Annotated in this window: 20 protein-coding genes and 4 tRNA genes; 18 read left to right on the top strand and 6 right to left on the bottom strand. The window is 45.4% G+C overall.

Features of this window, described 5'->3' with window-relative positions:
• Window positions 1–270: 270 nt before the first annotated feature.
• The 9 genes from B0182_RS12060 to B0182_RS14645 all read left to right on the top strand — a co-directional run bounded on the left by B0182_RS12060 (window position 271) and on the right by B0182_RS14645 (window position 6,138).
• A complete protein-coding gene (locus B0182_RS12060) occupies window positions 271–1,857 on the top strand; it encodes a peptide chain release factor 3 (RefSeq protein WP_078275160.1) in 1,587 nt (528 codons plus the stop codon).
• A 23-nt stretch (window positions 1,858–1,880) separates the two neighbouring features.
• Complete coding sequence (locus tag B0182_RS12055) at window positions 1,881–2,330, top strand: putative toxin-antitoxin system toxin component, PIN family (protein ID WP_078275159.1); 450 nt, start codon at window positions 1,881–1,883, stop codon at window positions 2,328–2,330.
• Window positions 2,299–2,505, top strand: coding sequence for a hypothetical protein (locus B0182_RS12050; RefSeq protein WP_078275158.1), 207 nt, complete (start codon window positions 2,299–2,301; stop codon window positions 2,503–2,505). The genes B0182_RS12055 and B0182_RS12050 overlap by 32 nt, the downstream gene beginning before the upstream one ends.
• Before the next feature lie 108 nt (window positions 2,506–2,613).
• On the top strand, window positions 2,614–3,120 hold the full coding sequence (locus B0182_RS12045) for a hypothetical protein (protein WP_078275157.1): 507 nt from the start codon (window positions 2,614–2,616) through the stop codon (window positions 3,118–3,120).
• Window positions 3,117–3,665 (top strand): hypothetical protein, encoded by a 549-nt coding sequence (locus B0182_RS12040; RefSeq protein WP_078275156.1) that lies wholly within the window; start codon window positions 3,117–3,119, stop codon window positions 3,663–3,665. Before B0182_RS12045 ends, B0182_RS12040 begins: the two co-directional genes overlap by 4 nt.
• 32 nt (window positions 3,666–3,697) lie before the next feature.
• Window positions 3,698–4,510, top strand: coding sequence for a putative RNA methyltransferase (locus B0182_RS12035; RefSeq protein WP_078275155.1), 813 nt, complete (start codon window positions 3,698–3,700; stop codon window positions 4,508–4,510).
• An 85-nt stretch (window positions 4,511–4,595) separates the two neighbouring features.
• Window positions 4,596–4,979: a hypothetical protein gene (locus B0182_RS14655; RefSeq protein ID WP_208624066.1), complete on the top strand. Its 384-nt coding sequence runs from the start codon at window positions 4,596–4,598 to the stop codon at window positions 4,977–4,979.
• A gap of 49 nt (window positions 4,980–5,028) precedes the next feature.
• Complete coding sequence (locus B0182_RS14650) at window positions 5,029–5,277, top strand: hypothetical protein (protein WP_208624067.1); 249 nt, start codon at window positions 5,029–5,031, stop codon at window positions 5,275–5,277.
• 15 nt (window positions 5,278–5,292) lie between these two features.
• Complete coding sequence (locus tag B0182_RS14645) at window positions 5,293–6,138, top strand: subtype B tannase (RefSeq protein WP_208624068.1); 846 nt, start codon at window positions 5,293–5,295, stop codon at window positions 6,136–6,138.
• Window positions 6,139–6,197: 59 nt separating this feature from the next.
• On the opposite strand, the gene B0182_RS12025 is transcribed toward B0182_RS14645, so the two are convergent.
• The 3 genes from B0182_RS12025 to B0182_RS15245 all read right to left on the bottom strand — a co-directional run bounded on the left by B0182_RS12025 (window position 6,198) and on the right by B0182_RS15245 (window position 7,976).
• Window positions 6,198–7,319, bottom strand: a complete 1,122-nt coding sequence (locus B0182_RS12025) for an aminotransferase class V-fold PLP-dependent enzyme (protein ID WP_078275154.1) — start codon at window positions 7,317–7,319, stop codon at window positions 6,198–6,200.
• A 74-nt stretch (window positions 7,320–7,393) separates the two neighbouring features.
• Window positions 7,394–7,618 (bottom strand): DUF4126 domain-containing protein, encoded by a 225-nt coding sequence (locus B0182_RS15250; RefSeq protein ID WP_245952236.1) that lies wholly within the window; start codon window positions 7,616–7,618, stop codon window positions 7,394–7,396.
• The gene (locus B0182_RS15245) at window positions 7,614–7,976 is read right to left on the bottom strand and encodes a DUF4126 domain-containing protein (protein WP_245952190.1); all 363 of its coding nucleotides are present in this window, start codon (window positions 7,974–7,976) and stop codon (window positions 7,614–7,616) included. Before B0182_RS15245 ends, B0182_RS15250 begins: the two co-directional genes overlap by 5 nt.
• Window positions 7,977–8,193: 217 nt before the next feature.
• Between B0182_RS15245 and B0182_RS12015 the strand changes: the two genes are divergently transcribed.
• The 7 genes from B0182_RS12015 (at window position 8,194) to B0182_RS11985 (ending at window position 16,776) form a co-directional block, all read left to right on the top strand.
• Window positions 8,194–8,269 (top strand) — tRNA-Thr (locus tag B0182_RS12015).
• Between the two features lie 82 nt (window positions 8,270–8,351).
• Window positions 8,352–8,435 (top strand) — tRNA-Tyr (locus B0182_RS12010).
• A 23-nt stretch (window positions 8,436–8,458) separates the two neighbouring features.
• Window positions 8,459–8,532, top strand: a tRNA-Gly gene (locus B0182_RS12005).
• 19 nt (window positions 8,533–8,551) lie between these two features.
• Window positions 8,552–8,626, top strand: a tRNA-Thr gene (locus B0182_RS12000).
• 1,041 nt (window positions 8,627–9,667) lie between these two features.
• Window positions 9,668–10,285: a hypothetical protein gene (locus tag B0182_RS11995; protein WP_078275153.1), complete on the top strand. Its 618-nt coding sequence runs from the start codon at window positions 9,668–9,670 to the stop codon at window positions 10,283–10,285.
• Window positions 10,177–10,611 carry an OmpA family protein gene (locus tag B0182_RS11990; protein ID WP_078275152.1) on the top strand — a complete coding sequence of 145 codons (435 nt, stop codon included), beginning with the start codon at window positions 10,177–10,179 and terminating at the stop codon, window positions 10,609–10,611. Before B0182_RS11995 ends, B0182_RS11990 begins: the two co-directional genes overlap by 109 nt.
• A 33-nt stretch (window positions 10,612–10,644) precedes the next feature.
• Entirely contained in the window at window positions 10,645–16,776 is a 6,132-nt protein-coding gene (locus B0182_RS11985; RefSeq protein WP_078275151.1) for an Ig-like domain-containing protein, read from the top strand.
• A gap of 236 nt (window positions 16,777–17,012) precedes the next feature.
• On the opposite strand, the gene B0182_RS11980 is transcribed toward B0182_RS11985, so the two are convergent.
• Window positions 17,013–17,651 (bottom strand): lysophospholipid acyltransferase family protein, encoded by a 639-nt coding sequence (locus tag B0182_RS11980; protein WP_078275150.1) that lies wholly within the window; start codon window positions 17,649–17,651, stop codon window positions 17,013–17,015.
• 376 nt (window positions 17,652–18,027) lie between these two features.
• Window positions 18,028–20,658 (bottom strand): glycerol-3-phosphate 1-O-acyltransferase PlsB, encoded by a 2,631-nt coding sequence (gene plsB / locus B0182_RS11975; protein ID WP_078275149.1) that lies wholly within the window; start codon window positions 20,656–20,658, stop codon window positions 18,028–18,030.
• A 168-nt stretch (window positions 20,659–20,826) separates the two neighbouring features.
• Between plsB and B0182_RS11970 the strand changes: the two genes are divergently transcribed.
• Together B0182_RS11970 and B0182_RS11965 are read left to right on the top strand one after the other, a co-directional pair.
• Window positions 20,827–21,762, top strand: coding sequence for an acyl-CoA thioesterase (locus B0182_RS11970; protein ID WP_078275148.1), 936 nt, complete (start codon window positions 20,827–20,829; stop codon window positions 21,760–21,762).
• A gap of 103 nt (window positions 21,763–21,865) precedes the next feature.
• Entirely contained in the window at window positions 21,866–23,032 is a 1,167-nt protein-coding gene (locus tag B0182_RS11965) for a DUF1615 family protein (protein WP_078275180.1), read from the top strand.
• Window positions 23,033–23,178: 146 nt separating this feature from the next.
• Here the strand turns inward: B0182_RS11965 and B0182_RS11960 are convergent, their stop codons facing one another.
• The gene (locus tag B0182_RS11960) at window positions 23,179–23,430 is read right to left on the bottom strand and encodes a DUF1289 domain-containing protein (RefSeq protein WP_244893695.1); all 252 of its coding nucleotides are present in this window, start codon (window positions 23,428–23,430) and stop codon (window positions 23,179–23,181) included.
• Between the last annotated feature and the right edge of the window lie 142 nt (window positions 23,431–23,572).

Raw genomic sequence — 23,572 nt, 5'->3', positions numbered from 1 at the left:
TACTACGAACGGTTTTTCTTGTAGCATCCTTTTTGAACCAGAACCTTATTTTTATATTTATCTTTGCTTTTAATTCTTATGCTACCACAAAACCCACTTCATTTTGAACCGCACCTCAAAGGTTGGTATTTGAGTATCTAACTTTTGGGGTGCGGTTGTTTTTTGTGTATTAAGAAAGTGTATTTTGATATATAATATGCCAAATTTTATCCCGTTTAACTCAAAATATATTTGTACATAAACATGTACATAATTCATAAAAGGCAAGAAATGACAACCAATTTAACCAACCAAATCAAGGCTCGCAGAACATTCGCCATCATCTCACACCCTGACGCAGGTAAAACCACCATGACCGAAAAGCTCCTACTGTGGGGCAAGGCAATCCAAGTCGCTGGCGAGGTGCGTGGGCGTAAAGCCGACCGCCATGCCACGTCCGACTGGATGAGCATGGAGCAAGAGCGTGGTATCTCTATCACGACATCAGTCATGCAATTTCCCTATAAAAATCATGTGGTTAATCTACTAGACACCCCTGGACACGCCGACTTCTCAGAAGATACTTACCGCACGCTGACCGCTGTGGACTCTGCTCTTATGGTTATTGACGGAGCAAAAGGCGTGGAAGAACGCACCATTAAGCTCATGGAAGTGTGCCGTATGCGAGACACGCCCATTATTTCATTTGTCAATAAACTTGACCGTGAAATCCAAAATCCGCTTGCCCTCTTAGATGAGATTGAAAGCGTCCTAAAAATCAAATGCGTGCCGTTTGCTTATCCCGTCGGCATGGGGCAGGATTTTGTGGGCGTGTATAGTTTTGTGGATAAAAAGACTTACTTTTATAAAAAAGGCTTTGGTTCACAAATCACTGACATTGAGAGCCGAGACGGTTACGACCATGCCGACATCAAGGACAGGCTTGGGCAGATTTTGTGGGACGAGTTTATGGACAATATCGAGCTTGCTGAGATGGCGTACGAAGACTGGGACGTGGATGAGTTTTTGGCAGGACGACAAACACCTGTTTTGTTCGGTACGGCGTTGGGTAACTTTGGCGTAAACATGATTTTGGACGTTTTAACAAAATACGCCCCACCGCCAAAAGACCACGATGCGGTGGAGCGATTGGTAAAAGCGGACGAGCCAAATTTCACAGGCTTTGTCTTTAAAATTCAAGCCAATATGGACCCCAAACACCGAGACCGTGTCGCCTTTATGCGGATTTGTTCGGGCAAATACGAACGGGGAATGAAAATGAACCACGTGCGTATTGGCAAAGAAGTGCGAGTGTCGGACGCACTCATGTTCCTAGCGGGCGACCGTGAAGCATTGGACGAAGCGTACGCTGGCGACATCATCGGCTTGCACAATCACGGCACAATCCAGATTGGCGATAGCTTTACCAGTGGTGAGACCTTAAACTTTACAGGCATTCCGCACTTTGCCCCCGAGCTGTTTCGCCGTGTGGTGCTAAAAGACCCTTTAAAATCCAAAGCCCTACAAAAAGGCTTGCAACAGCTCTCCGAAGAAGGAGCAACGCAAGTCTTTATGCCCCAAATCAATAATGATTTGATTTTGGGGGCGGTGGGCGTGTTGCAATTTGAAGTAGTGGCACATCGTTTGCTAGAAGAATATAAGGTGCAATGCACCTTTGAGCCGATTTCTATCGCCACCGTGCGTTGGGTGCATTGTGATGACAAAGTGGCGTTTGAAAAGTTTAAGAAAAAAGCCCACGACCAGTTGTCTATTGACGGCGGTGGTTATTTGACTTATCTTGCTCCCAGTCGTGTCAATTTGCAGTTAATGCAAGAGCGGTATCCTGAGGTGGAGTTTCGGGCGACCAGGGAGCATTGATTTTAGATTAATGTGGAATTATAATGAAAGTTGTCTTGGATACCAATATTTTGGTGGGGGCGTGTTTGGGGTCTTATCACGCCAACCGCCTAATTAAAGCCTGCTTAAAAGGCGAATTTATACCGATTATTGGTGTGGTGTTATTGGCAGAATATGAAGATGTTTTGGCTCGTGATGATATATTTGCCAAAAGTAAATTATCATTAGATGAACGCAATGAAATTTTAAATGCGTTGTTGTCCATTTGTGAATGGGTGCGTATTTTTTATTTGTGGCGACCCAATTTAAAAGATGAAGGCGATAATCATTTGATAGAATTGGCGGTTGCAGGTAATGCCAATATTATTGTCAGTCATAATCAAAAAGATTTTCGCCAAAATGAGTTGAATTTTGGCATTCAAATTTTAACACCAGAACAATTATTGCAATTAAGGAGTTATAATGACGACATTAACACTTCAAGTCAGCAATGACAAACACGAACGCCTAAGCGTGATTGCCAATGAGCAAGGACTGAGTGTTGCTCGCTTAATAGACGAAACAATGTCTAATGTGCTTGCCGAATATGAAGCAAAAAAACGCTTTGAAAACAGAGCCAAACAAGGCGATATTAAAAGAGCATTGGAGCTTTTGGATAAGGCGTTATGATTGATTTTCTAATTTGCCCTAAGTTGTGTCAATTTGCAGTTAATGCAAGAGCGGTATCCCGAGGTGGCGTTTAGAAGTACGAGGGAGCATTGATTTTAGGTGGATAGCATGAAAAACGATAAACAAATAATTCATTATGTTTTTTTCATTGCTGTTTTGGCTTTTGTGCTACCCATTATGATTTATAACTTGATAGATGGGGTTAAAAATTCTGAGTTTCACGCCCCTATCAAATTGGATTATGATAAAAAGCAAGCCGAATTGCAACACATCTTAGATGCGGTCACAATCGGCTTGCCCCCATTTGATAAACGAGATGACCATAAAAAGACCAGTGCACAATCCATTTCTATCGCCTATCATTACCATAATCCCAAAACAAGCGATATTGAAACATTGCTAGAAAATATTCAAAAAATTTCCGATGATGTTGAATTATCGGAATATAGTACCGCCAAGCATTCTTTTTACAGACGGTTTTGTGTGGGAGAAAACGAAATATCGGTAGGTGATTATAATTTTGATAATTTATATCATATAAGGTTGTATGTCAGTTTTTATAAATATGATGATTGTCGGCGTTGGGTTTATGAAAATAATAAGAAACAAGAATGAAAATTTTACCCTTTAACTTGCAAAAACCTTTCTTTACACTTCTGTTAGAACAAGGCTCATTGTCCGACTTTGAAACTTGGGTGTATAACGAACCAAGTTTGGAAAAGTATTTAATTCCTGATGATTATTTGGCGTTAATCAGTCTTGATTTTAAAGACAAAAGAAGTATTATTGAGATTGAAAAGTTAAGCATTCCCTATCTGGATTATTCAAAATATTATAGCAAAACTTTAATAGATGTCTTATTATCCTTAATCAATCAACCCAATGACTTAGAAAAATTAGCAACAATTTATAATTGGTATTGTCAAGGCTATACATTTTTGAGAGAATTGGCAACAAAATATGGGTTGTATGCGGAATTGTATTTTTGGGGAGAAGAGCATTATGGTGAATTTTCAGAGATTGAGTTAAATAAAATTAAACAACAAGCCACCCAAATTTATAATGAGTTAATCAATGGTCAAATCGTCTTATTAAACCCACCAAGTTATGATGACGATAAAGAATTTTATCAAGAGTTTAAAACCACCAACCGCCCATAAAACAAATAACACAACCAATATTAATAAAACCTATGCTCATCTGCCCCATTTGCCACACCGACTTAAACTTACAAGGCAAAACCTACACCTGCCAAAACCGCCACAGCTATGACATCAGCAAGAACGGCTATGTCAATTTGCACGTGGTTCAACACAAAAACAGCCACAGTGCAGGCGATACGCCAACATCGGTACAGGCTCGCAGACGCTTTTTGGCGAGCGGATTTTATGAGCCACTTCGCACCAAAATCAGCCAAGTGATTGCTGACCTATCGCCCAAAGCGATACTAGACATCGGCTGTGGCGAAGGCTATTACACCGCTGGCATGACACGCTCTGCCCAAGTTATCGGGCTTGACATTGCCAAAACCGCCATTATGACAGCGTCTAGAACGTATAAAAACACCGACATCGGCAAACACATCACTTGGGTGGTGGGTACAGGGGCGGTGTTGCCTGTGGCGGACGAGTGTGTGGATATTTGTACGAGCCTATTTAGCCCCTTGCCAAAGTCCGAGATGTTAAGGGTGTTAAAATCAGATGGGTCTTTGCTGGTTGCCACGCCTGCCCCCATGCACCTATATGCCATGCGTGAGAAGCTCTTTGACACCGTCAATCCGCACAACCCTGCCAAATTTATCGCAGAATTGTCGCCCGAGTTTACCCTTGTCAATGAATGGCAAATAGACGCTGATTTATGCCTTGATAACCAAAGCCTAAATGATTTGATAGACATGACCCCTTATACTTATAAAGCCAAACTTGAGCGTAAAACGGCGTTAAAAGCACAGGATAAGTTTGATGTTAGGGCAAGTTTTTGTGTGTATTTATTTAAAAGGGCATAAGTTTCTCAAATGACGATTTTTGTACAAGGAGTTGCTTTTTTGACTGCTTGGATTATAATGATTATTATTTTATTGAGACATATGTATGAAATCCTTATTGTCCATTTCCATTATCGCCTTGTTGTCTTTATTCGCCTGCACCACATCCATTTCCCAAAATACAAACCCAAATGCAAATACAAATAAGCTTGCCACAACCACCACGCCCAGCTCTTTAACGTTTAGTCCCAACAATTACAAAACCATCACCCAAGACGACCAAAGCCTTGTCGTGCGTGCGTTTGAAAATACCCCCTATGTGGCAAACCCTACCGAGCCTGATTATCAAGTGATGAACGTCTATATCCCCGAGTCGTATTTTACAGGCGACAGCATTAACGGCTACACGGCAGACACCGCCCCGATATTTTTCCCCAATGGCGTGGGCGGATATATGCCCGCCAAGCCGATGACCGCCGAGAGAGAGTAGGGCAGGGCGAGACGGTACGCCAAGACCAAACAGTGCGGTTGCCACTCTCATGCGTGGCTATGTCGTGGCAAGTGCAGGGGCTAGGGGGCGGACACTCGGCACAGACGGCAACCACACGGGCAAAGCTCCGTCTGTCATCGTGGATTTAAAATCCGCCATTGCCTATCTCAAAGCCAATGACACGCTCATGGCAGGGCGAGCCGACCGTATTATCGCCAATGGCACGTCCGCAGGCGGGGTGATGTCGCTACTTTTAGGGGCAAGTGGCAATAGCATGGATTATCACGCCGAATTGTAAAAAACAGGGGCGATTATGACAGCTGATGACAGCGTGTTTGCCGTGTCCGCCTATGCTCCGATTACCAACCTTGAAAATGCCGATATGGCGTACGAGTGGCAATTTAACGGCATTGATGATTATCACAAAATGCACGTCTCCATGCTAGACTACAACATCAAACGTGAACGCATAAAGGCAAGCCTAACGGACGAGCAAAAAAGTTGGTCAAATGAATTAAGATCCAATTTCCCCAGTTATATCAATGGTTTAAAATTAACAGGGCACAACGGACAGTCATTAACATTGGATTATAACGGCAACGGCACGTTTAAAGATGAAGTGATTTATCATTTGAATAACTTCGCCAATACCGCCTTTAAAAATGGCACGGATTTGAGTGATTTTGACTTTTTGGCACAACGAAAGTCGGCAAACCCTTTTTATGTGGCGGATTTTGACGGTTATTTAAAATACTTGGGGCGTGGCAAGGGCGTAGCTGCGTTTGATGCCACAGATTTGACCAGTGGCGAGAATAATCTGTTTGGTAATAAGACTTTGAACAATCAGCATTTTACCGCCTTTGGCAAAAAATACGGACAAGGGAGCATGGCGGATGCTCACACTATCAAGATGATGAATGCGATGAATTATATCGCCCAAAGCCCCACCGAGCATTGGCGTATCCGTCATGCGGCAAAGGATAATGATACATCCCTTGCCGTGCCTGTGATACTAGCCACCGCCTTACAAAATCAGGGCAAGAACGTGGATTTTGCCTTGGCGTGGGGTGTGGGTCATGGTGGGGATTATGATTTGAATGAATTATTTGATTGGGCGGATAAGCTCGTTAAGGAAAATGGCGTAGTGAAATCCAAATAACTGTATAAGACAAACAAAAAGCCCAACATCACATTGGGCTTTTATGTTGATAAAGATAATCAAAATACTTCATCACACGCCTGCTTAAATCGTGCCACCGTGCCTGATACGTCGGTCAATTTATCAAGCCCAAACAGCCCAATTCTAAAACTCTTATAATCAGACGGCTCGCCCACTTGTAGCGGTACGCCTCCTGCGATTTGTACACCGACTTTGGCAAACGCCACGCCTTTGTGTACATCATCATTTGGGGCATGGCAGACGATAACCCCAACCGCTTGACTGTCTTTATCCGCCACGCTTACGACCCCTTTGTCATTTAATACTTGCAAAATGGCTTGCCCCAGCTCTATTTGGGCGGATTTTAGCTTATCAAATCCTATGGCTTGGCATTCTTTTAGGGTATCTCTTAGCTGTCTTAGTCCGTCTGTGGGCATGGTCGCATGATAGGCGTGTCCGCCATTTTCATAGGCGGTCATGATATTCGCCCATGTTTTTAAATCTAAGGTAAAACTTGTGGATTCTGTGCTTTGAACAAGCTCTTTGGCACGCTCGGACATCATGACAAGTCCACAGCAAGGCGTGCTAGACAAGCCTTTTTGTGGGGCACAGAGTAGTACATCAATGCCCAATGCTTTCATGTCAAGCCACACACAGCCCGAAGCGATACAGTCAATCACCAAAATCCCGCCCACGTCATGCACCGCTTGCCCCAGTGCCTTGATATAGTCGTCTGATAACATCATACCAGAAGCGGTCTCAACGTGGGGAGCGAACACCACGCTTGGGCGGTTTTGGCGGATATGGGCGGTAACTTCGTTAATGTCGGCAGGGGCGAATGTGGCAGGATTGCCGTGGATTTGGGCGGTAAAAACGTGCGTGGATTTGGCGATACGTCCTTTTTCCAAAATCTGCGTCCAGCGATAGCTAAACCAGCCATTTCGCACAATCGCTACGTCCTTATCTGTGGCAAGCTGACGGGCGACCGCTTCCATGCCTGACGTGCCAGAACCAGGGATAATCGCCACGCCATCGGCATGATAAAGCTCTTTTAAAGTGGCGGATAAGGCTCTCATCACGCTTTGAAATTCGGTAGACATATGGTTCAACGCTCGGTCGGTATAGACCACCGAATATTCCAAAAGTCCTTGTGGGTCAATGTCGTCTCGTAAGGCAGGCATGGTTTTGTCCTTAAAAAATGGGTTTGGGATAATTTACAAAAATTTAGGATAAATTGCAAATGGTTTTTGCCAAATCACGCCGATTCGCTTGCCTTATGGCGGTTTTTGAGCTTAACCACAAGCCAAATAAACACCACAATCCCCACGATAGCAACCACCCCTGCCAATACAGGGGCGAATATGGCAAGTGCCGACAGCCCAATGGCGGTGCTAGTCTCTGCCAGTCCGATGACAGGGTTGGCGACACCGGCGGTCGTGGCGGTTGAAACGGCTCTGGCACCGGCGGTCGTGGTCTTAATGGTCGCTGCCGCTCCGCCCCCCTGCCACGATGGCGAGCGCCCATGTCATCGCAGGACTCATGTCGGTCAGACTGCCTGCCATGGCTATCGTCCCTGCCATGCCTGCCAGTGGCACGGCAATGGTGTCAAGCAAATTATCCACAAACGGCACCAAATAAGACATGGACTCAGCGATGCTCGCCACCGCCAAAATCACCAACGCGTTCGTACTGCCCAGCCACAGCCAGCTCTCACCTAAGGGCAATATGCCAAAATAGCTTGCCAGCGACATGCCAAACAACGGCACAAACACCCGAAAGCCTGAGCTTGCTGCCAAGCCAATGCCAAGACAAATGCTCAAAATCATCTCTGTTGTCATTTTTGTACTCTTTTAAAAAATAGGATGATGCCATTATACAAAAATATCGGCAGGCGAGCGAATGATTTGTATGTCAAATAATAAAAAATACCAAGCCCACTGCCAGAAAACAATTAATATAAAAAACAAGGACTTATAAAATAATTTTAAAAATTTTTAAAAAAATACTTGCGCAAATCAAAAACTATGGTATCATACGCACCACTTAGGAAACACCGCCGGCTTAGCTCAGTTGGTAGAGCAACTGACTTGTAATCAGTAGGTCGCCAGTTCGATTCCGGCAGCCGGCACCACTCCTAAGAAACTTTTCAGGTCAAGCCCGTTTATTGGGCTTAATCTTTTAACAGACCATTAAAAGACATACCTGTAACAACTGGTGGGGTTGGGGAGCGGTCAAACCCAACAGACTGTAACTCTGTCGCGAAAGCTTCGAAGGTTCGAATCCTTCCCCCACCACCATATTCTCCCTACCAAATACCCATGCGGGTGTAGTTTAGTGGTAGAACCTCAGCCTTCCAAGCTGATGGTGCGGGTTCGATTCCCGCCACCCGCTCCATTTGTCAGCAAAACTATTTGCTCTTGTAGCTCAGGGGTAGAGCACTTCCTTGGTAAGGAAGAGGTCGCGAGTTCAATTCTCGCCAAGAGCTCCATATCCAACCCTTTGAGATGTTTATTTCAAAGGGTTTTATTCCCCATTCTCCCCTCTTGCATCATTTATTAGACTTCTTTCCAAACCCAGATTTTTTCAGATTTTTTTTAAAATTAAACCCTCAGTATTTTCAAGGGTTTATTTTTAAGTTTGGAAAGAGAATTGGTGTTACACCCAACCAACTTGATATTTACCACGCCCCTACGTCCACACATCATTGTATTTGTAGTAATTTTAAAGTTTCTTGGGTGTATAAAGGATGGGCACGCTCTAGATGCCTTGTATTTTGAGTGCCAAATTTGATGTGCTTAAGCTATAAAATCTGAGTTCTTGATGATTATAGTCTGTCAACTTTGAAATAATACTGTGTCAAACTCGCTCGTAGTACTACTTGTACAACTTCGCTCGTTTTCCTTGTCTTATTTCAAATTTGTTTGACTATATTATTTAAAATATAAAATGTAATAAAATATATGTTTTTAATTAAAATTATGTAAAGTAATGCTACTAAATTATCAATGCCAAGTAAATACTTCTCTGGTATCACCCCTTATTTTTGTCTAAAAAATGGCATCTTATTGATTTTTATGATGGGATAAATGGACAAAAACAGATGCTGGGGTAAGTCAAATCCATTTTAACGCCTAGGCGGTTTATTTACTTGGTATGATTTTTGCAACATGATAAATGTCAATCTTATCTTTTGTGTGAATTTTGGAAAAGCTTATCATAACTGACATGAGATTAAAGTGTCATGATACGCTTAACTGTATTAAAATGTACATCTGTGACATTTTTTGTCAGCGGTGTGACAATTTTTGACAGTATTTTTGCATAATTTTACAACTAAGATGGGTTTGATTGCCACAAAAATGAGATGACGAGCATGATTTAAAAGGCATTTTGTGAACCCAAAGTCTGCCGTGATGTTGATGTATTGCCGTTTAATTTAAAAAGCATCATGACAGGTATGCCACACAAAAATGAGTTTTAAATGTATTGTGCAAGTAGTTACCATAGTTTATGTTTATGAGGAGTTGCCATGCAACTAAAAAAATTAGCCTTCATCGGTTCGGCACTGATGATGGCAATTCATGCACATGCCGATGTGCGTTTAGGCAATCAAGTTACATGGAAGATGTCAAGTCAAGGTGCGGTAGATGAGTTTACCAATCTAGCCACACATGATAATGCTGGTGGTGTGGTTTTCATCAGACCGCTTGCCAATGCAGAATCTTCTGAGCAGTCTAGCACCAACATTGCCATCAATGACCGCTATCTAACTAGCCTGCAAGATGGACATTATACATCTGGTGTGGCATGTGCAGGCAATGTCCAAATCAGTGCTGTTCCCACGGGCAAAAAAACCAACGATTTATCAGCCCAATCCATTCATACTCATCTAAATCCACGAGAAGTTCAGTACTTTGTCGTACAAACTGGCAATAACTATCAAGCCAGTTTAACTCAAGTAGACGCCAACCAAGCCCAAGAGCTCATCCAAGGCACGCGTCGTCAAGCTCATCAAGTCAGTCGTGTACAGCCTGCTGACTGCTCGCCAGTCAACGTACCCCCCCCCCTGTATCAGTCGCCCCTGTTAGAGCAACGACAAACGTACAGCCCAGCCAGCCGTCTTATGCAGCTCAGCCCGCCAAATTAAATCTGACCATCCAATTTGACCATGATAAAAGCCATGTCAAACCGGCATTTCAACAGGATGTCGCCAAAGTCGCTAATTTTCTAAAACAACACCCTAACACCAGTGCTACCATCGAAGGTCACACCGACTCAACAGGTGCCGCTAGCTATAACCAAAAGCTTTCTGAGCGTCGTGCTAAGGCGGTCAAGCACCTATTGGTAAATAACCACGGTATTGAGAATTCTCGTTTATCTACCATCGGTTATGGCGAATCTCGCCCTGTTGCCACTAACAACACCAAGGCAGGGCGTTATGAAAACCGCCGTGTCGTTGTTGTTTCACAATAATCATCATGTAGTCAATTAAAATAAGGATAACGCATGCAATCCATCAGTGTAAAAGTCAATGACAGCGTTCAGACCATTGCCGAAGCAAGGGTCATCACCAAAGACGGTCAACCCACCATCATCAAAGCCAATCGTAATGCCAACTACGAGCTTATCAACGATGCCACAGGTCGTGGTCCTGACCACATCGTCACCAAGCGTGTTGGTAAAGATTTGCATGTCTCTTTTGAAGAGAATGCCGAAGAGTCCGATCTAATCATCGAAAACTTCTATGACTACGACAAATCAGCACTCATCGGACAAGCCGAAAGCGGTCAATACCACTACTACGTGCCAGATACCGGTCTTACCCAAGACTATGTGACCGAGCTTGTCATCGGTGACATCGAAGGTCAGGCTCTAGGCGGTCAAGGCTATCCTGCGCCATGGTGGATTGGTGCAGAAGAAGGCAGTCGCTTTGGCATCATGCCATGGCTTGTGGGCATCGCAGGTCTGGCTGGTATCATTGCCGCTGTGTCTGATAGTGATGATGACAAGGGCGGTAACACTAATACCGCCGTAGAAGTAGAAGATAAACCTCTGAGCATCTCTAACCTAGAAAGTAACACGACCGCACAAGGTGCAGCACAGGCACTAAGCTTTACCATTACCAGTGATGGTACTAAAGTGCCTGAAGCTGACATCTCCATCAATGGCACCATACTAAAAGATGCAGATGGCAAGACAGTTCAAAGCGATAGTGAAGGTAAGGTGACCATCACTGCCGAGTTATTGGCATTAAATGGCATCACGCTCGGTGGTCTTAGCGATTTTACCATCGGTGCAAACAAAGACACTTATAAAGACGCCACAGCCACACTATACAACCCACAAGTTGTAACCATGGATGGCGGTGTGGTTGTCACGCCCCATGATACCGCGACCAAACTTGAAGTCTCCTACACCAAGCCAGGTGAGACAGAGCCTACCACCGTTATATTCACCCATGAAGACACCAATGGCGATGGCGTGCCTGATGCATGGGTAGATGCTAAAAAAGATGACAGCATTACCATTGACCCCGCCACTGGCAAAGTAGTCGTTCCTGTGGCTGAGATTGGCTCTAATACAGTTGTTACTGCCAAGCAAACCACTGATGTCGGCACAACCAATAACAGCGATGACGTGGGTGACATTCCATCAGCCAAACCTGCCGTAGACGCCATCAAGACAGGTGATGATGCAGGCGATGTTGTTGTGACACCAAGTGACGATGCCACTGATGGTTCGGCAGTTGTTGTAAAATATACTGACAAAGATGGTAATAACAAACAAGTAACCATCACCAAAGACCAAGACGGCTGGACGGCTGACGGCGATCTGCCAGATGGCGTTATCCTAGACAAAGACAATGGCACCGTAACCATCCCATCTGACAACGTAACCGACGGCTCTTACGTTACCGCCTTTCAAACTGACCCAGGTCGCAAAGAGAGCGATCCGGTGTCTGATAAAGCAAAAATAAACGTGCCAAAGCCAGAGATTACCGCCAATGATGACGGCTCTGTGACTGTCACGCCATCAGACAAAGCAGATAAAGTTGTCATCAACTACATCGACGAAGATGGTAATAATAAGACTGCCACCATAACCAAAGATGATAATGGTAATTGGACATCAGACGATGACAACGTTGTCATCAACAACGCTGGCACCATTACTCTGCCAGATGACAAAGTCAAAGACGGCTCAGAAGTCTCTGCCAATCAGGCCGTGGGCAATAAAGACAGCGACAAAGGCACAGTAACCACCCAAGATAACGTGCCACAGCCAGAGATTGCCGCTAATAATGACGGCTCTGTGATTGTTACACCATCTGATAATGCAGACAAAGTTGTCATCAACTACATCGACGAAGATGGCAAACCAAATACCGCTACCATAACCAAAGATGATAATGGCAACTGGACATCAGACGATGACAACGTTGTCATCAACAACGCTGGCACCATCACGCTACCTGCCGATAAAGTCAAAGACGGCTCAACTGCCACTGCTGAGCAAACAGTCGATGGCAAAGACAGCGATAAAGTGCCAGTGGTTGCCAATAATGACAATAATACCACACCTGCCAAGCCTGCATTACCAGAGATTACCGCTAACAATGACGGCTCTGTGACTGTCACGCCATCAGACAAAGTAGACAAAGTTGTCATCAACTACATCGACGAAGATGGTAAGCCAAATACCGCTACCATAACCAAAGATGACAATGGTAATTGGACATCAGACGATAATAATATCATCGTAAACCCAACTACGGGTAAGACCACCATCCCAGCCGATGAAGTCAAAGACGGCTCAACAGTCACCGCACAACAAACTACCCCTGTGGGAACCAGCGATCCAGCAGAGGTGATCACCAAAGATGGCATTGCCGAACCTGACGTGACCGCTAACAATGATGGCTCGGTAACTGTTAAGCCAGCAGATGATGCCACAGAGGTTGAAATCAGCTATGTAGATGAAGATGGTAAAGAGCAGACCGTGACAGTTACCAAAGACAAAGACGGCAACTGGACAGCAGACGATGACAACGTTGTGATCAACGATGACGGCACCATCACGCTACCTGCCGATAAAGTCAAAGACGGCTCTGACGTGACTGCCAACCAAACTACTGACAATGGTAAGAGTGGTGATGCTTCCGATACAGCAGGAGACGCCAGAGCTGACGCTCCAACTGTTACCCCATCACAAACAGACGGCTCTGTAACTGTCACACCAGGAACTGACAATGCCAAAATGGTCGTAACATACACCGATGAAGATGGCAAAGAGCAAACCGTTAACATTAATAAAGATGCTGATGGCAACTGGACAGCTGAAGGTACATTGCCAGAGGGTGTCACTGTTGATAAAGATGGTAAAGTTACCATCCCACAAGATGCGGTGAAAGATGGAAGCACTGTCGCAGCTGTAGCTCAAAACACCACAGGTGGCAAGGCACAAGACCAAGCAAATGCCAATAAAGACACTGCTAATACAGCCATTGATTCTGATAACACTGCCTTTACCAATCCCGAAGATGGTAACATCGCTGAGGGCGACTCAGTGCGTGCTACCATAGGACTGGTCAATAACAATGGCGGTGAGGTTGATTTTAAAGTGACCTTTGAAGATGGTGATTCAAGCCCAGCTGGCGATATCGCCAATCATGATGATTTTGATTATGATGGCATTAAATTCACCGATGACAATGGTAAAGAAATCACTGGCATAAGCTATGACCGTGAGTCGGGTAAAATTACCGTGCCAGCAGGTGTGGATAAGTTCAATGTAGACCTGCCCATTAAAGGCAATGATGGTGTGGAAGCCGACCAAAAGGCAACCATTGTTGTTGGCTCAGGAGATGATGCTAAGACCGCAGACATTACCATTGTTGATGATTCAAAAGCGGCGGGTCAAGGTAATCAAGTTGCCATTACTGCCATCAGTGACGATACAGGCGTTGCTGGCGACTTTATCACAAATGATACTACTTTGGCGGTATCTGGCACGTTGGATAAAGCCCTGCCTGATGACGAGAAGGTTGTGGTTACTCTAAACGGACAAACCGTGGATGCGGTTGTGGATGCTTCAGGCAAATGGACAGCCGAATTTATGAACAATGCTCTGCCAGAGGGTACTCATCCTATCAAAGCACAGATTGTTAGCAAAGATAACACCAAGACAGCAGGACCATCAGCTGAGCAGAATGTTGTCATCGACACCACCGCTCCTGCTAAACCTACCGCAGAAGTGAGCGATAAAGGCGATAAAGTCACCGGCACCACCGAGCCTAATGCCACTGTCACCATCAAAGACAAAGATGGTAAAACCATTGGCACAGGTGTCGCAGATGATGAAGGCAACTACACGGTTGATTTGGACAAACCTTTAACCAATGGCGAATCAGTCACCGTCACGGCAAAAGATGAGTCTGATAATGAATCTACCCCAACCACTGCCAACGCTTCTGACACCACAGCACCAACCTTGGTAGGCACGCCTAATATCCCTGAAACAGGTGATAAGATTGAGCTAAACTTTAGCGAGCCACTTGATACAACCAAACCACCAGTTGCTGATAACTTTACAGTAACCGTTGATGGTCAGCCTGTAAAACCAGTTGTGAGTGTTGAAGGTAATAAAGTTACCTTGACATTGCCAAAACCTGTTACTCAAGGTCAAGATGTTAAAGTTGCTTATACAGACCCAACAGCAGGCAATGATGACAATGCTATTCAAGATGTTACTGGTAACGATGCGGCAAATATTCCACAGACTGCGGCAACCAATAACAGTAATGTACCAGCACCTGTGGCAACCATTACCGTGCAACCAGCCACAGGCACTGGTCAACCACAAGTCACAGATCCGCAAAATGCCAAAGCGGTCTTGTTTGAATCGGCTTTGCCAGAGGGTAGCAAAACTCAAGGCGGCGTCAAAGAAGTTACAGGTTTGCTAAACATTGACAATCTCAAAGCTGGCGAAACGGTGCAATTGATCGCTCCACAAGCAAACAACATCACAAGCGGTGGCGTGCCAATCACTTGGGAGCAAAGCCCTGATAAAATGACTTTGACCGCCAAAGCAGGTGTCAAAGAGATTGCTGTGGTCAAAGTGGTCAATGAAGGCGGTACTTACAAATACCAAGTTGAGCTAAAAGGAGCGATTGATCACAAAGACCAAGATGGCAATGGCGAGGCGTTGCTTGCCAAGCCCAAAGTACAGGTGGTCAAAGATACGCAAGTGGTTGCCGAAAGCGACTTAACCATTAGGGTGGTTGATGATAAGCCTGTGGCTAATGAGGGCAATCCGCAAACCAAAGACATCAATTTGGCGGATTCAGCACCACCAAGTGCTGGCGTGAAAGGGTCAACCTTTGGTTTTAATGCACAGTCTGTAGCGGACAGCCCCTCTTTAACGGCTGATGAAGGCGGTGCCAAAATTTATTGGGGTAAATCAACAAGGAGAGGAACGAGTAACGCTCACTTGAAAGTGTCAGCACCAAACAATCTTGATGTGCCTGATGCTACCCAAGAATTTGAATTTGGGGAAATTGAGCATGGTAATAAAAAGACTGATCCAGCTCCAAGATATTCTTACCCTGATGAAGGCGTGCCTGTGGATATGACTTTCAACTTGTCCATTGATGGTGTGGAAAAAACGGTCAACGTTTCAACGGTTGTTCATGTTATTGAGGTTCCTGGTTTAAGAGCTGCTGATTATCTAGTGGTAGAAAACAAGAACGAACCAATTGAGGTCGGTGGTAATCTATATAATCTAGTCATTTCTGGTACAACTGCAAATGGTGTTTCGATAGAATCAAGTTATTACCTTAGAGGTTTTGACGCAAAGAATGTGATTGCAATGGAAACTGGTGAGGACAGGGTGAATAAGTTTACGCTCAAAGCCAGACTGGTGCCAGTCTCTGACGGGGCGATAGCGTTGTTTGAGGGCAAAGCCTTGACAGGCAAAGCCGATGTCTCTGCCGATGGAGCAACAAATGGTACATGGTCGTTTGTAAATGGTACAAATGGCTATACAGCCGAACAAACCGTCGACAATACCTTTAGCATCAAAAAAGGTCAAGAGGTTATGGGTACCTTTACAGGTCAGGCAGATGGTCAATACCAGTTTAAGCCTGTGAAAGGTGCCAACGACAAAGTGGCAGGGGGCGATGCGTTGAACTTTAAGTTTAACTATGGCGACAAAGATGGCGATAGTGCGGCGGTAAATGTCAAGTTTAATTTGCTCAACAACAAGCCAGCAGGTGGCTTTGAAAACCCAGACTTGCACGCCGATGCCGATGTGCAAGCGGATGCGGATGTCAATGCTGATTTGCCCGTGATTGACCTAAGCAATGGGGCGATTGATTTGCAACATGTGACGATGGACAATTTTGGCGATTTGCTGGCGACAACCAACTATGTTGGCGATGGGCAATCTTTGTACATCAAAGGCGATGTGGGCGATACCGTAACCTTGGGTAGTGTGCTACAGTCAGGTGAAACCTCACAAACTGACATCTCTGGTACTTGGACTAAGGGTGGTACTGAACAACAAGAAGGTACAACCTACAACATTTGGAGTAATAACGATGTTAAGCTCTATATTGACCAAGACATTACCATTTTGTAATCAAAAAGCCTTATAATGAAAGCCTGTTAATAAAAAAACCGCTCCAAAGTTTGGGGCGGTTTGTTTTGTGTGGTTTTGTATGAAAAATGGCTATCCGACCACTTAATTTAAAAGTCAAGTAAAAACCTTAAAATTTACCCAGTTAAGTGGTCAGATGGTTTTTCTGTGTCAAAATCCTTGTTAATATTGTCTGTCTTTGTATTTTTTTACCCAATCATTATCAACTATCTCAGCCATCATTTTGACAAATCTTGTAGTGGCTTAGACATTTTACCTACATGCCTGCCTTCTACGCCGTTATAATAGGCATAAATCTTGGGCAAATCCTTCTCAATGTCGCCTGTGGGGTAGAATAGGGGCATAAAGCGGACTTCTTTGGTTTTATAATCCATCGCCACAGGCAAGATAGGCACGCCTGCCCCCACTGCCAGATAATAAAAGCCCGTTTTCCACTCATCGGTATAACCCCGAGTACCTTCGGGGGCTAGCCCCAAAAAGAGCGGTTTGCCAGTTTTAAAGCGGTCAATGTTGGCTTGTAGTACCGAGCCTTTTTTGTCCCTATCAATGGGAATGACCCCTGCCCACGTCAAAAAATGCGACATGATGGGGAGCTTGAACAGCTGTTTTTTACCCAGTAATTTGATGTTCACATCAAGGGCGAGTAGGGTGGGAATGGCGTACACACCGTCCATGTTGGAGGTGTGGGGAACAGCAAGCAGTACCGCCTGCGAGACGTTGGGAATCTCGCCTGTGATACGCCAGCCTGTCTTGTCCAAAAAGGCACGGGCAAGGCGTGGGGCGATTTTGCCATGCCTGCGTGGAACGTTATCGCCTAGGGCGGTGGGGTCGATGGTGGGTAGGGCGTTCATGTCCATGGGGATTTTCCTTAAAATGGGTTTGGGTGTGTCTGGGAGACACGTTTTAAATGGGTGTGTCTTTCATGGGACAAATTATCATTTGCCCCATGTACACTCTACAAAATGAAAAAGTACCACGGTTTCCGTTCGTGGTGAGCTAAGTCGAACCATGACGGAAACCGACCCGTAGGCAGGCTCAGGGCGAACGGAAAACCTAATTTGGCATACTTTTTGGACTACCATCAAATATTCAACGCATTTTGATGTATATCTAACGAATTTGATATTTGCCACAGGCTTTGTAGGGACGTGCTCAGCACGTCCCTACGCCCACATATTATAAATCTGTGGTAATTTTAAAGTTCTTTATCTGTGTTTTAAACTAATAAATCAGCTATTTACGTCCAAATTTACGCTTTTTATTCATCTCATTCATGACGCTGTCAATCTCATCGTCGTTTAGGCGAGCGGTGTGACGCAGCAACTCAATCATGTCGGGATTTAGGACGTATTTGGCGTGTTCGGCGATTTTGTCAATGCGTTCATCAAAATCAATCATGCCCGTCTCAGGCTCAATCTGCACATAACCCATGCGTACGAGCGTATCTAAGAAGCTTGTAAATAACGCCTTATCAAACATGTCAGGCAAATCATCGGCATACAGCACGGACACCCTTTGCCCTAGGAAGTAGCACAGATTGACGACTTGTTCGGTATTTAGGCGGTGTGCACCTTGTTCGGACAATAAGGTCAAAGCCATAAAGTAGCGTTCCAAACTCTGCTCGGCAGGGTCGGCAAGCACGATGAGCTGTTGGTAGGCAGGCGAGTTGGTTTCGGGGGCACTGATGAGTACGCCGTCCCATTCGACAACCAGATTTTCTTTGATAAGTACGTCCAAAATCTCGCCAATGGTGTCTTTGATGCTACGTTGCGGGTGTTTTAAAAACAGCTCGGTTTGTAAAAAGGGATACAAAAGCTCGCTGATGTTTTCTAGCTTATCACGGTACATGCGTCCATTACGTTGCACCAGTGAAGCGATAAAACTGGCTAGGATAAAGACGTGCAGGATGTTGTTTTTGAAGTAGCTAAGCAAGGGAGCTTGTTTGTCCGCCACTTTTATCATGTCGCCTAGCACGTGGGGAGTGCGTTCGATGAGTTCTAACTGCAAGCCATACGCCAAGATGTCTTTGGGGTTCATGTCAGTGACAAAGGTGTCCTTGTCATAAGGCAGGGCTTGGGCGATACGCTGATATAGGGCGATTTGTTCTATCGCTTGAGCTTCATCAAGGGCGGATTTGGGGGTGGACAGTAGTACGAGTGCCAGCAGGGAGACAGGATTGACGACTGCTGATTTGTTGATGTTTTGCATGATTTTGACGCCGATGTTGGTAATCATGGCGTGGGTTTGCTTGTCGTTGTCCGCTTGTTCATCAGGGCTTAACGCTAGGGTGTCTTTGCCAGTTTTGATGTTAAATTTATCCAAAAATTGGGTCAGGTGTAGCGGTTCGCCAAAGGACAGATGCACCGTGCCAAATACCCGTTCAATCTTTTGGGCGGTCTTGATGAGACTAAGCAGGTTTTCGCTTTCTTTGGGTTTGCCTTTGAGCTCGCCCACATAAGTCGCCCCTTCCATAATCCGCTCATAACTGATATAAGTCGGGACAAAAACCACGGGTTTGGCAGGCTCACGCAGATAACTACCCACGGTCATGGCAAGCATACCGAGCTTGGGCGGTAGCAGACGACCTGAACGAGAGCGACCGCCTTCGATGAAGTACTCAATGGGGACAGCCCGTTGCATGAGTGTGTGTAGATATTCCTTAAACACCGTGCTGTACAAGGCGTTGCCCTTAAAGCTACGTCTCATAAAGAATGCTCCGCCACTACGCAATATCTCGCCCAGTACAGGGATGTTTAGGTTATCCCCTGCGGCGATGTAAGGGATGCGTAAGCCCCGTTTGTAGATGACATAAGATAAGAGCAGGTAGTCCATATGACTGCGATGGCATGGTACATAGATGATTTGGTGGTCGGGGGCAAGCTTACGCACCCGCTCAAAATGACGCACTTCCACGCCGTCATAGAGTCGCTCCCATAGCCACGTCAAAAAGTGGTCAAAAAAACGGACGACAGAGTGTGAATAATCGCTTGTTATCTCACCCACATAACCGCTGGCTTCTTTTTTGATTTGGGCGATGGTTTTGCCTGTGCGGATGGCTTCTTTTTCTATGGCTTCTTGGACGATGGGCGATGATAAGATTTGCCCCGTCACGTTGCGTTTGTCAGATAGGTCAGGTCCGATGATACTGGTGCGTTGTTTGTCCAAATAGCCTTTTAGGCGTTGGCTGATATGGTTTGCCAAGTGCGATGTACTAAGGTCTGCATTGTCAGCATGATTGTCCTTGCTGTCTTGGATAAGCTTTTGTAAATCCTTGGGCTGAGCAAACTGCACTGCCGTATCACGCCCCATGACCCCGATATTAAAGAGCTGTTTGGGAATGCTGGGACTATTCCATTCGTCCGCCATGAGCAGGCGAAACAGGCTGTCTTCTTTGCTTGGGGCTCGTCCCCATAGGATGGTCACGGGGATGAGTCGCACACGCAATGTGGGGTCATCGATACATGCTTTGATGAGTCGCTCTAAGCGTGGCGATGGAATGTTCTCTGAGCCGTGACGGTGCTTTAAAAAGATGACCGAGGCACTCTCATTAAGACTGCCAACGCTGGTACTGGCAAGGGCAGACGGTAAATTTAGCTCTTGGGTTTTAACATCCACGAGCAGACTGTTGGAACGTGAATATTCTCTTAGCACATAAAAGGTGGGAATATCATCATCAAGCTCTGGCACTTCGCCCAAGATTTGTGCCTTAACCGCCAAAGATAAGCCTTTGCCTGATAAGTTGCGATAGACCGATGGTTTGTTTTCTGCTCTTTTGGGGGCTTCTTGTTGGTTTTGGTGGGTGGGTTTTGGGGTGTTATTTGGTTTTTTAGAAAAAATCTGAGAGATATTCGGAAGTTTTAACATAGTACGTGCCATGATTTGACAATAATCTTAGTATTTTAACATTTTTAACTAGAAATGGACAAAAATTTTGTTATACTTGTACGCCTGCCAGAAACGGTGTGGTTTGATGACATTTGTCAATACAGATAGCACTGTTTGCCCTTAGCCATTTAGATTTGTGGAATGATTATGCCAAATACGCCTGATGATAGTTTGATTCGTGACTTGATGACGACTTTGACCCTAACCGAGATAACCCTTGATGTGTTTTCGGCACCGAGCTTTGACTACGTGGGGGCAAGGGTGTTCGGTGGGCAGGTGCTTGCCCAAGCGATGATGGCGGGGGCAAAGACGCTCCAGATAGACAAGCCTTGTCACAGTTTTCACGGTTATTTTTTGCGTGGGGGCGACATTCGCCTGCCAGTCATCTACCAAGTTCGCCGTTTGCGTGATGGCAAAAGCCTATCGGCTCGGCAAGTCGTGGCGGTACAAAACGTGCCAAACAACCCTGACGACCCCACGCTTGGCACGACCGAGCAGGTCATTTTTAGCATGATCGCGTCATTCTCACCCATGGAAGGCGGACTGGACTACCAAGAGAGCATGCCCAAATATCCGCACCCTGACACCTTACAAAGTGAGCAGGAGCTAAAAGACGCTCATGTCGGCAAAATCCCCGACGCCCTAAAAGCCCGCTACCTGCGTAAACGCCATGTCGAGATACGCCCTGTCACGCCCCGAGACCCTATTCATCCACAGCCCATGCGACCCCGTCAAGCCAACTGGCTTCGTATCAATGGGCTACAAGACCAGCCTGTCGCCATTCATCAGGCTCTGCTTGCCTTTGCGTCCGACTTTTATTTGGTGGGTACGGGGCTGATGTCGCACGGACTTAGCTTTATGACCAAGGGTTTACAAGTGGCGAGCATTGACCACAGCATGCATTTTCATCGCCCCTTTGATGTCAGCGACTGGCTACTGTATGACATGTGGAGCGACACGACCAGTCACGCCAAGGGGCTAAACAACGGGCAGTTTTGGCAAGATGGCAGGCTTGTCGCCACCACCCAACAAGAAGGGCTTATGCGACTGGTTGGCGGTGAGCATGTGACCAGCAGTTCGTGATACAAAAATCACACATGGCATTAATGTCGGGCAAGGCTTATTGGGGCATTATTTTGCTACAATAAGCCGTTTTTTTGGCTTGTCATTGTTTTTTTATCACTTTATGAAAAATCCACTGTTAAAAAATCTGTCCTTATACATCGCTCTGTTTGGCGGTGCCATCCTGCTGACCGCCTGCACCCAAGAGACGCCCGACACGCCCATCTTGTCAGATGATGAGATTGCCAAAGTGCTACCCAACCGCTCACAGGACAAGGCAAGTTGGGCAAGCGACATCGGGGCGATATTTGACGAGCTAAAACTGCATAAGGACAAAGAGAACATCTGCACCGTGGTTGCGGTCATCGACCAAGAGTCCAACTTTCACGCCAATCCTGCCGTTGCCAATCTCGGGCAAGCGTCCTTACGTGCCATCGATGATAAGCTAGAAGACAAACTGGGTAAACAGCTCGCTGGCGTGTTTCGCACCATGCTCGCCACTCGCCCGACCAAGGATAACAGCTTTGAGAGCCAAATCAAAAAGGTAAAAACCGAAAAAGAGCTGGACGAGCTGTACCAACAGATGTTTGACTACTTTGCCAGCACCTATAAAGTCAGTGGCGTGAACAATCTCACCAAGCTCACAGGTGAGAGCCTTGATGAACGCCTAAACCCCATCACCACCTTAGGCTCCATGCAGGTGCATGTCAACTACGCCAAACGCCACCGCCGAGCCAACATGAACGACCGCACCCTGCGTGCTGACATGTATGGGCAGTATGGCGGTCTGTACTACGGCATTCATCGCTTAATGATGTATCAGGCGGACTATGATAAGCCGTTGTATCGCTTTGCTGACTACAACTCTGGCGTGTATTCAAGTCGAAATTCCGCTTTTCAAAAACGTGTGGCAAGCCTAACAGGAATCAGCCTTGACATTGATGGCGATTTGCTGTTATATGCCAATGGCACGGTGAGCAGTGCCAAATCGCAAACCGAGACGGCACTCATCAACCTGCTCGCCACCGCCAAAACACCGCTCACCCCCGCCCAAATCAGAAGTGATTTGAAAAAAGAGAAAAAAGCAAGTTTTGAGCAAACCGCCACGTATCAAGGGGTTAGCGAGCTGTTTAAAGCCAAATATAAAAAAGACCCCACCTATGCCATCATGCCACAGGTCGTGATTAGCAGTACAAAGATGAAACAGGACAAAAACACCAACTGGTACGCCACCAATGTCAATAGACGTTATGAAGCGTGTATGACGTTGGCAAATAAGCTTGGCAAATAAATGGGTAAATAGGGCGTGCCTACTCTTTATTTGCCATGATAAATGATAAAGGCAAAAAGGCAAATTAAGAAAGATAAATAAAAAAAGGTAAATAAAAACCACAGGACGATACTGATTTAAAAATCACTGATTTAAAAATCACTGATTTAAAAATCAAAACTTAACTGCTCAAACTGCCCATAAAAATCAAACTCATAATTGACTAGGGTTTGGCGTTGTTTGTGGCGAAGTGGGGCGCTAATGTTGCGACGTCGTCTACCAAGGTTTTTTAAAATTTTTGCTCGCTCGCCATTGCTGATGATGTGCCATGTTTGGCGTTCGGTGCGATTTCTAAAACAGCCCATACAGTAGTCCTTTTTGTTCATGGCACACACGCCAATGCAGGGGTTGTCTATCATAAAAAGTTCGTTTTGCATGGCAGGCGAGTGTGGCTAATAAAAAGGGCAAATGTCAGGCAGGAGTATTAATTATAGCGAAACTTGATAAAAATTGATACAATGGCGTTTGATTTATTTATCAGATAAACTGTAAAATAAACCC

The sequence above is a fragment of the Moraxella bovis genome, from assembly GCF_002014975.1.
Lineage (GTDB): Bacteria > Pseudomonadota > Gammaproteobacteria > Pseudomonadales > Moraxellaceae > Moraxella > Moraxella bovis.
The sequence above is the reverse complement of the archived record's forward strand: the minus strand, read 5'-3'. Positions and strand labels throughout refer to the sequence as shown.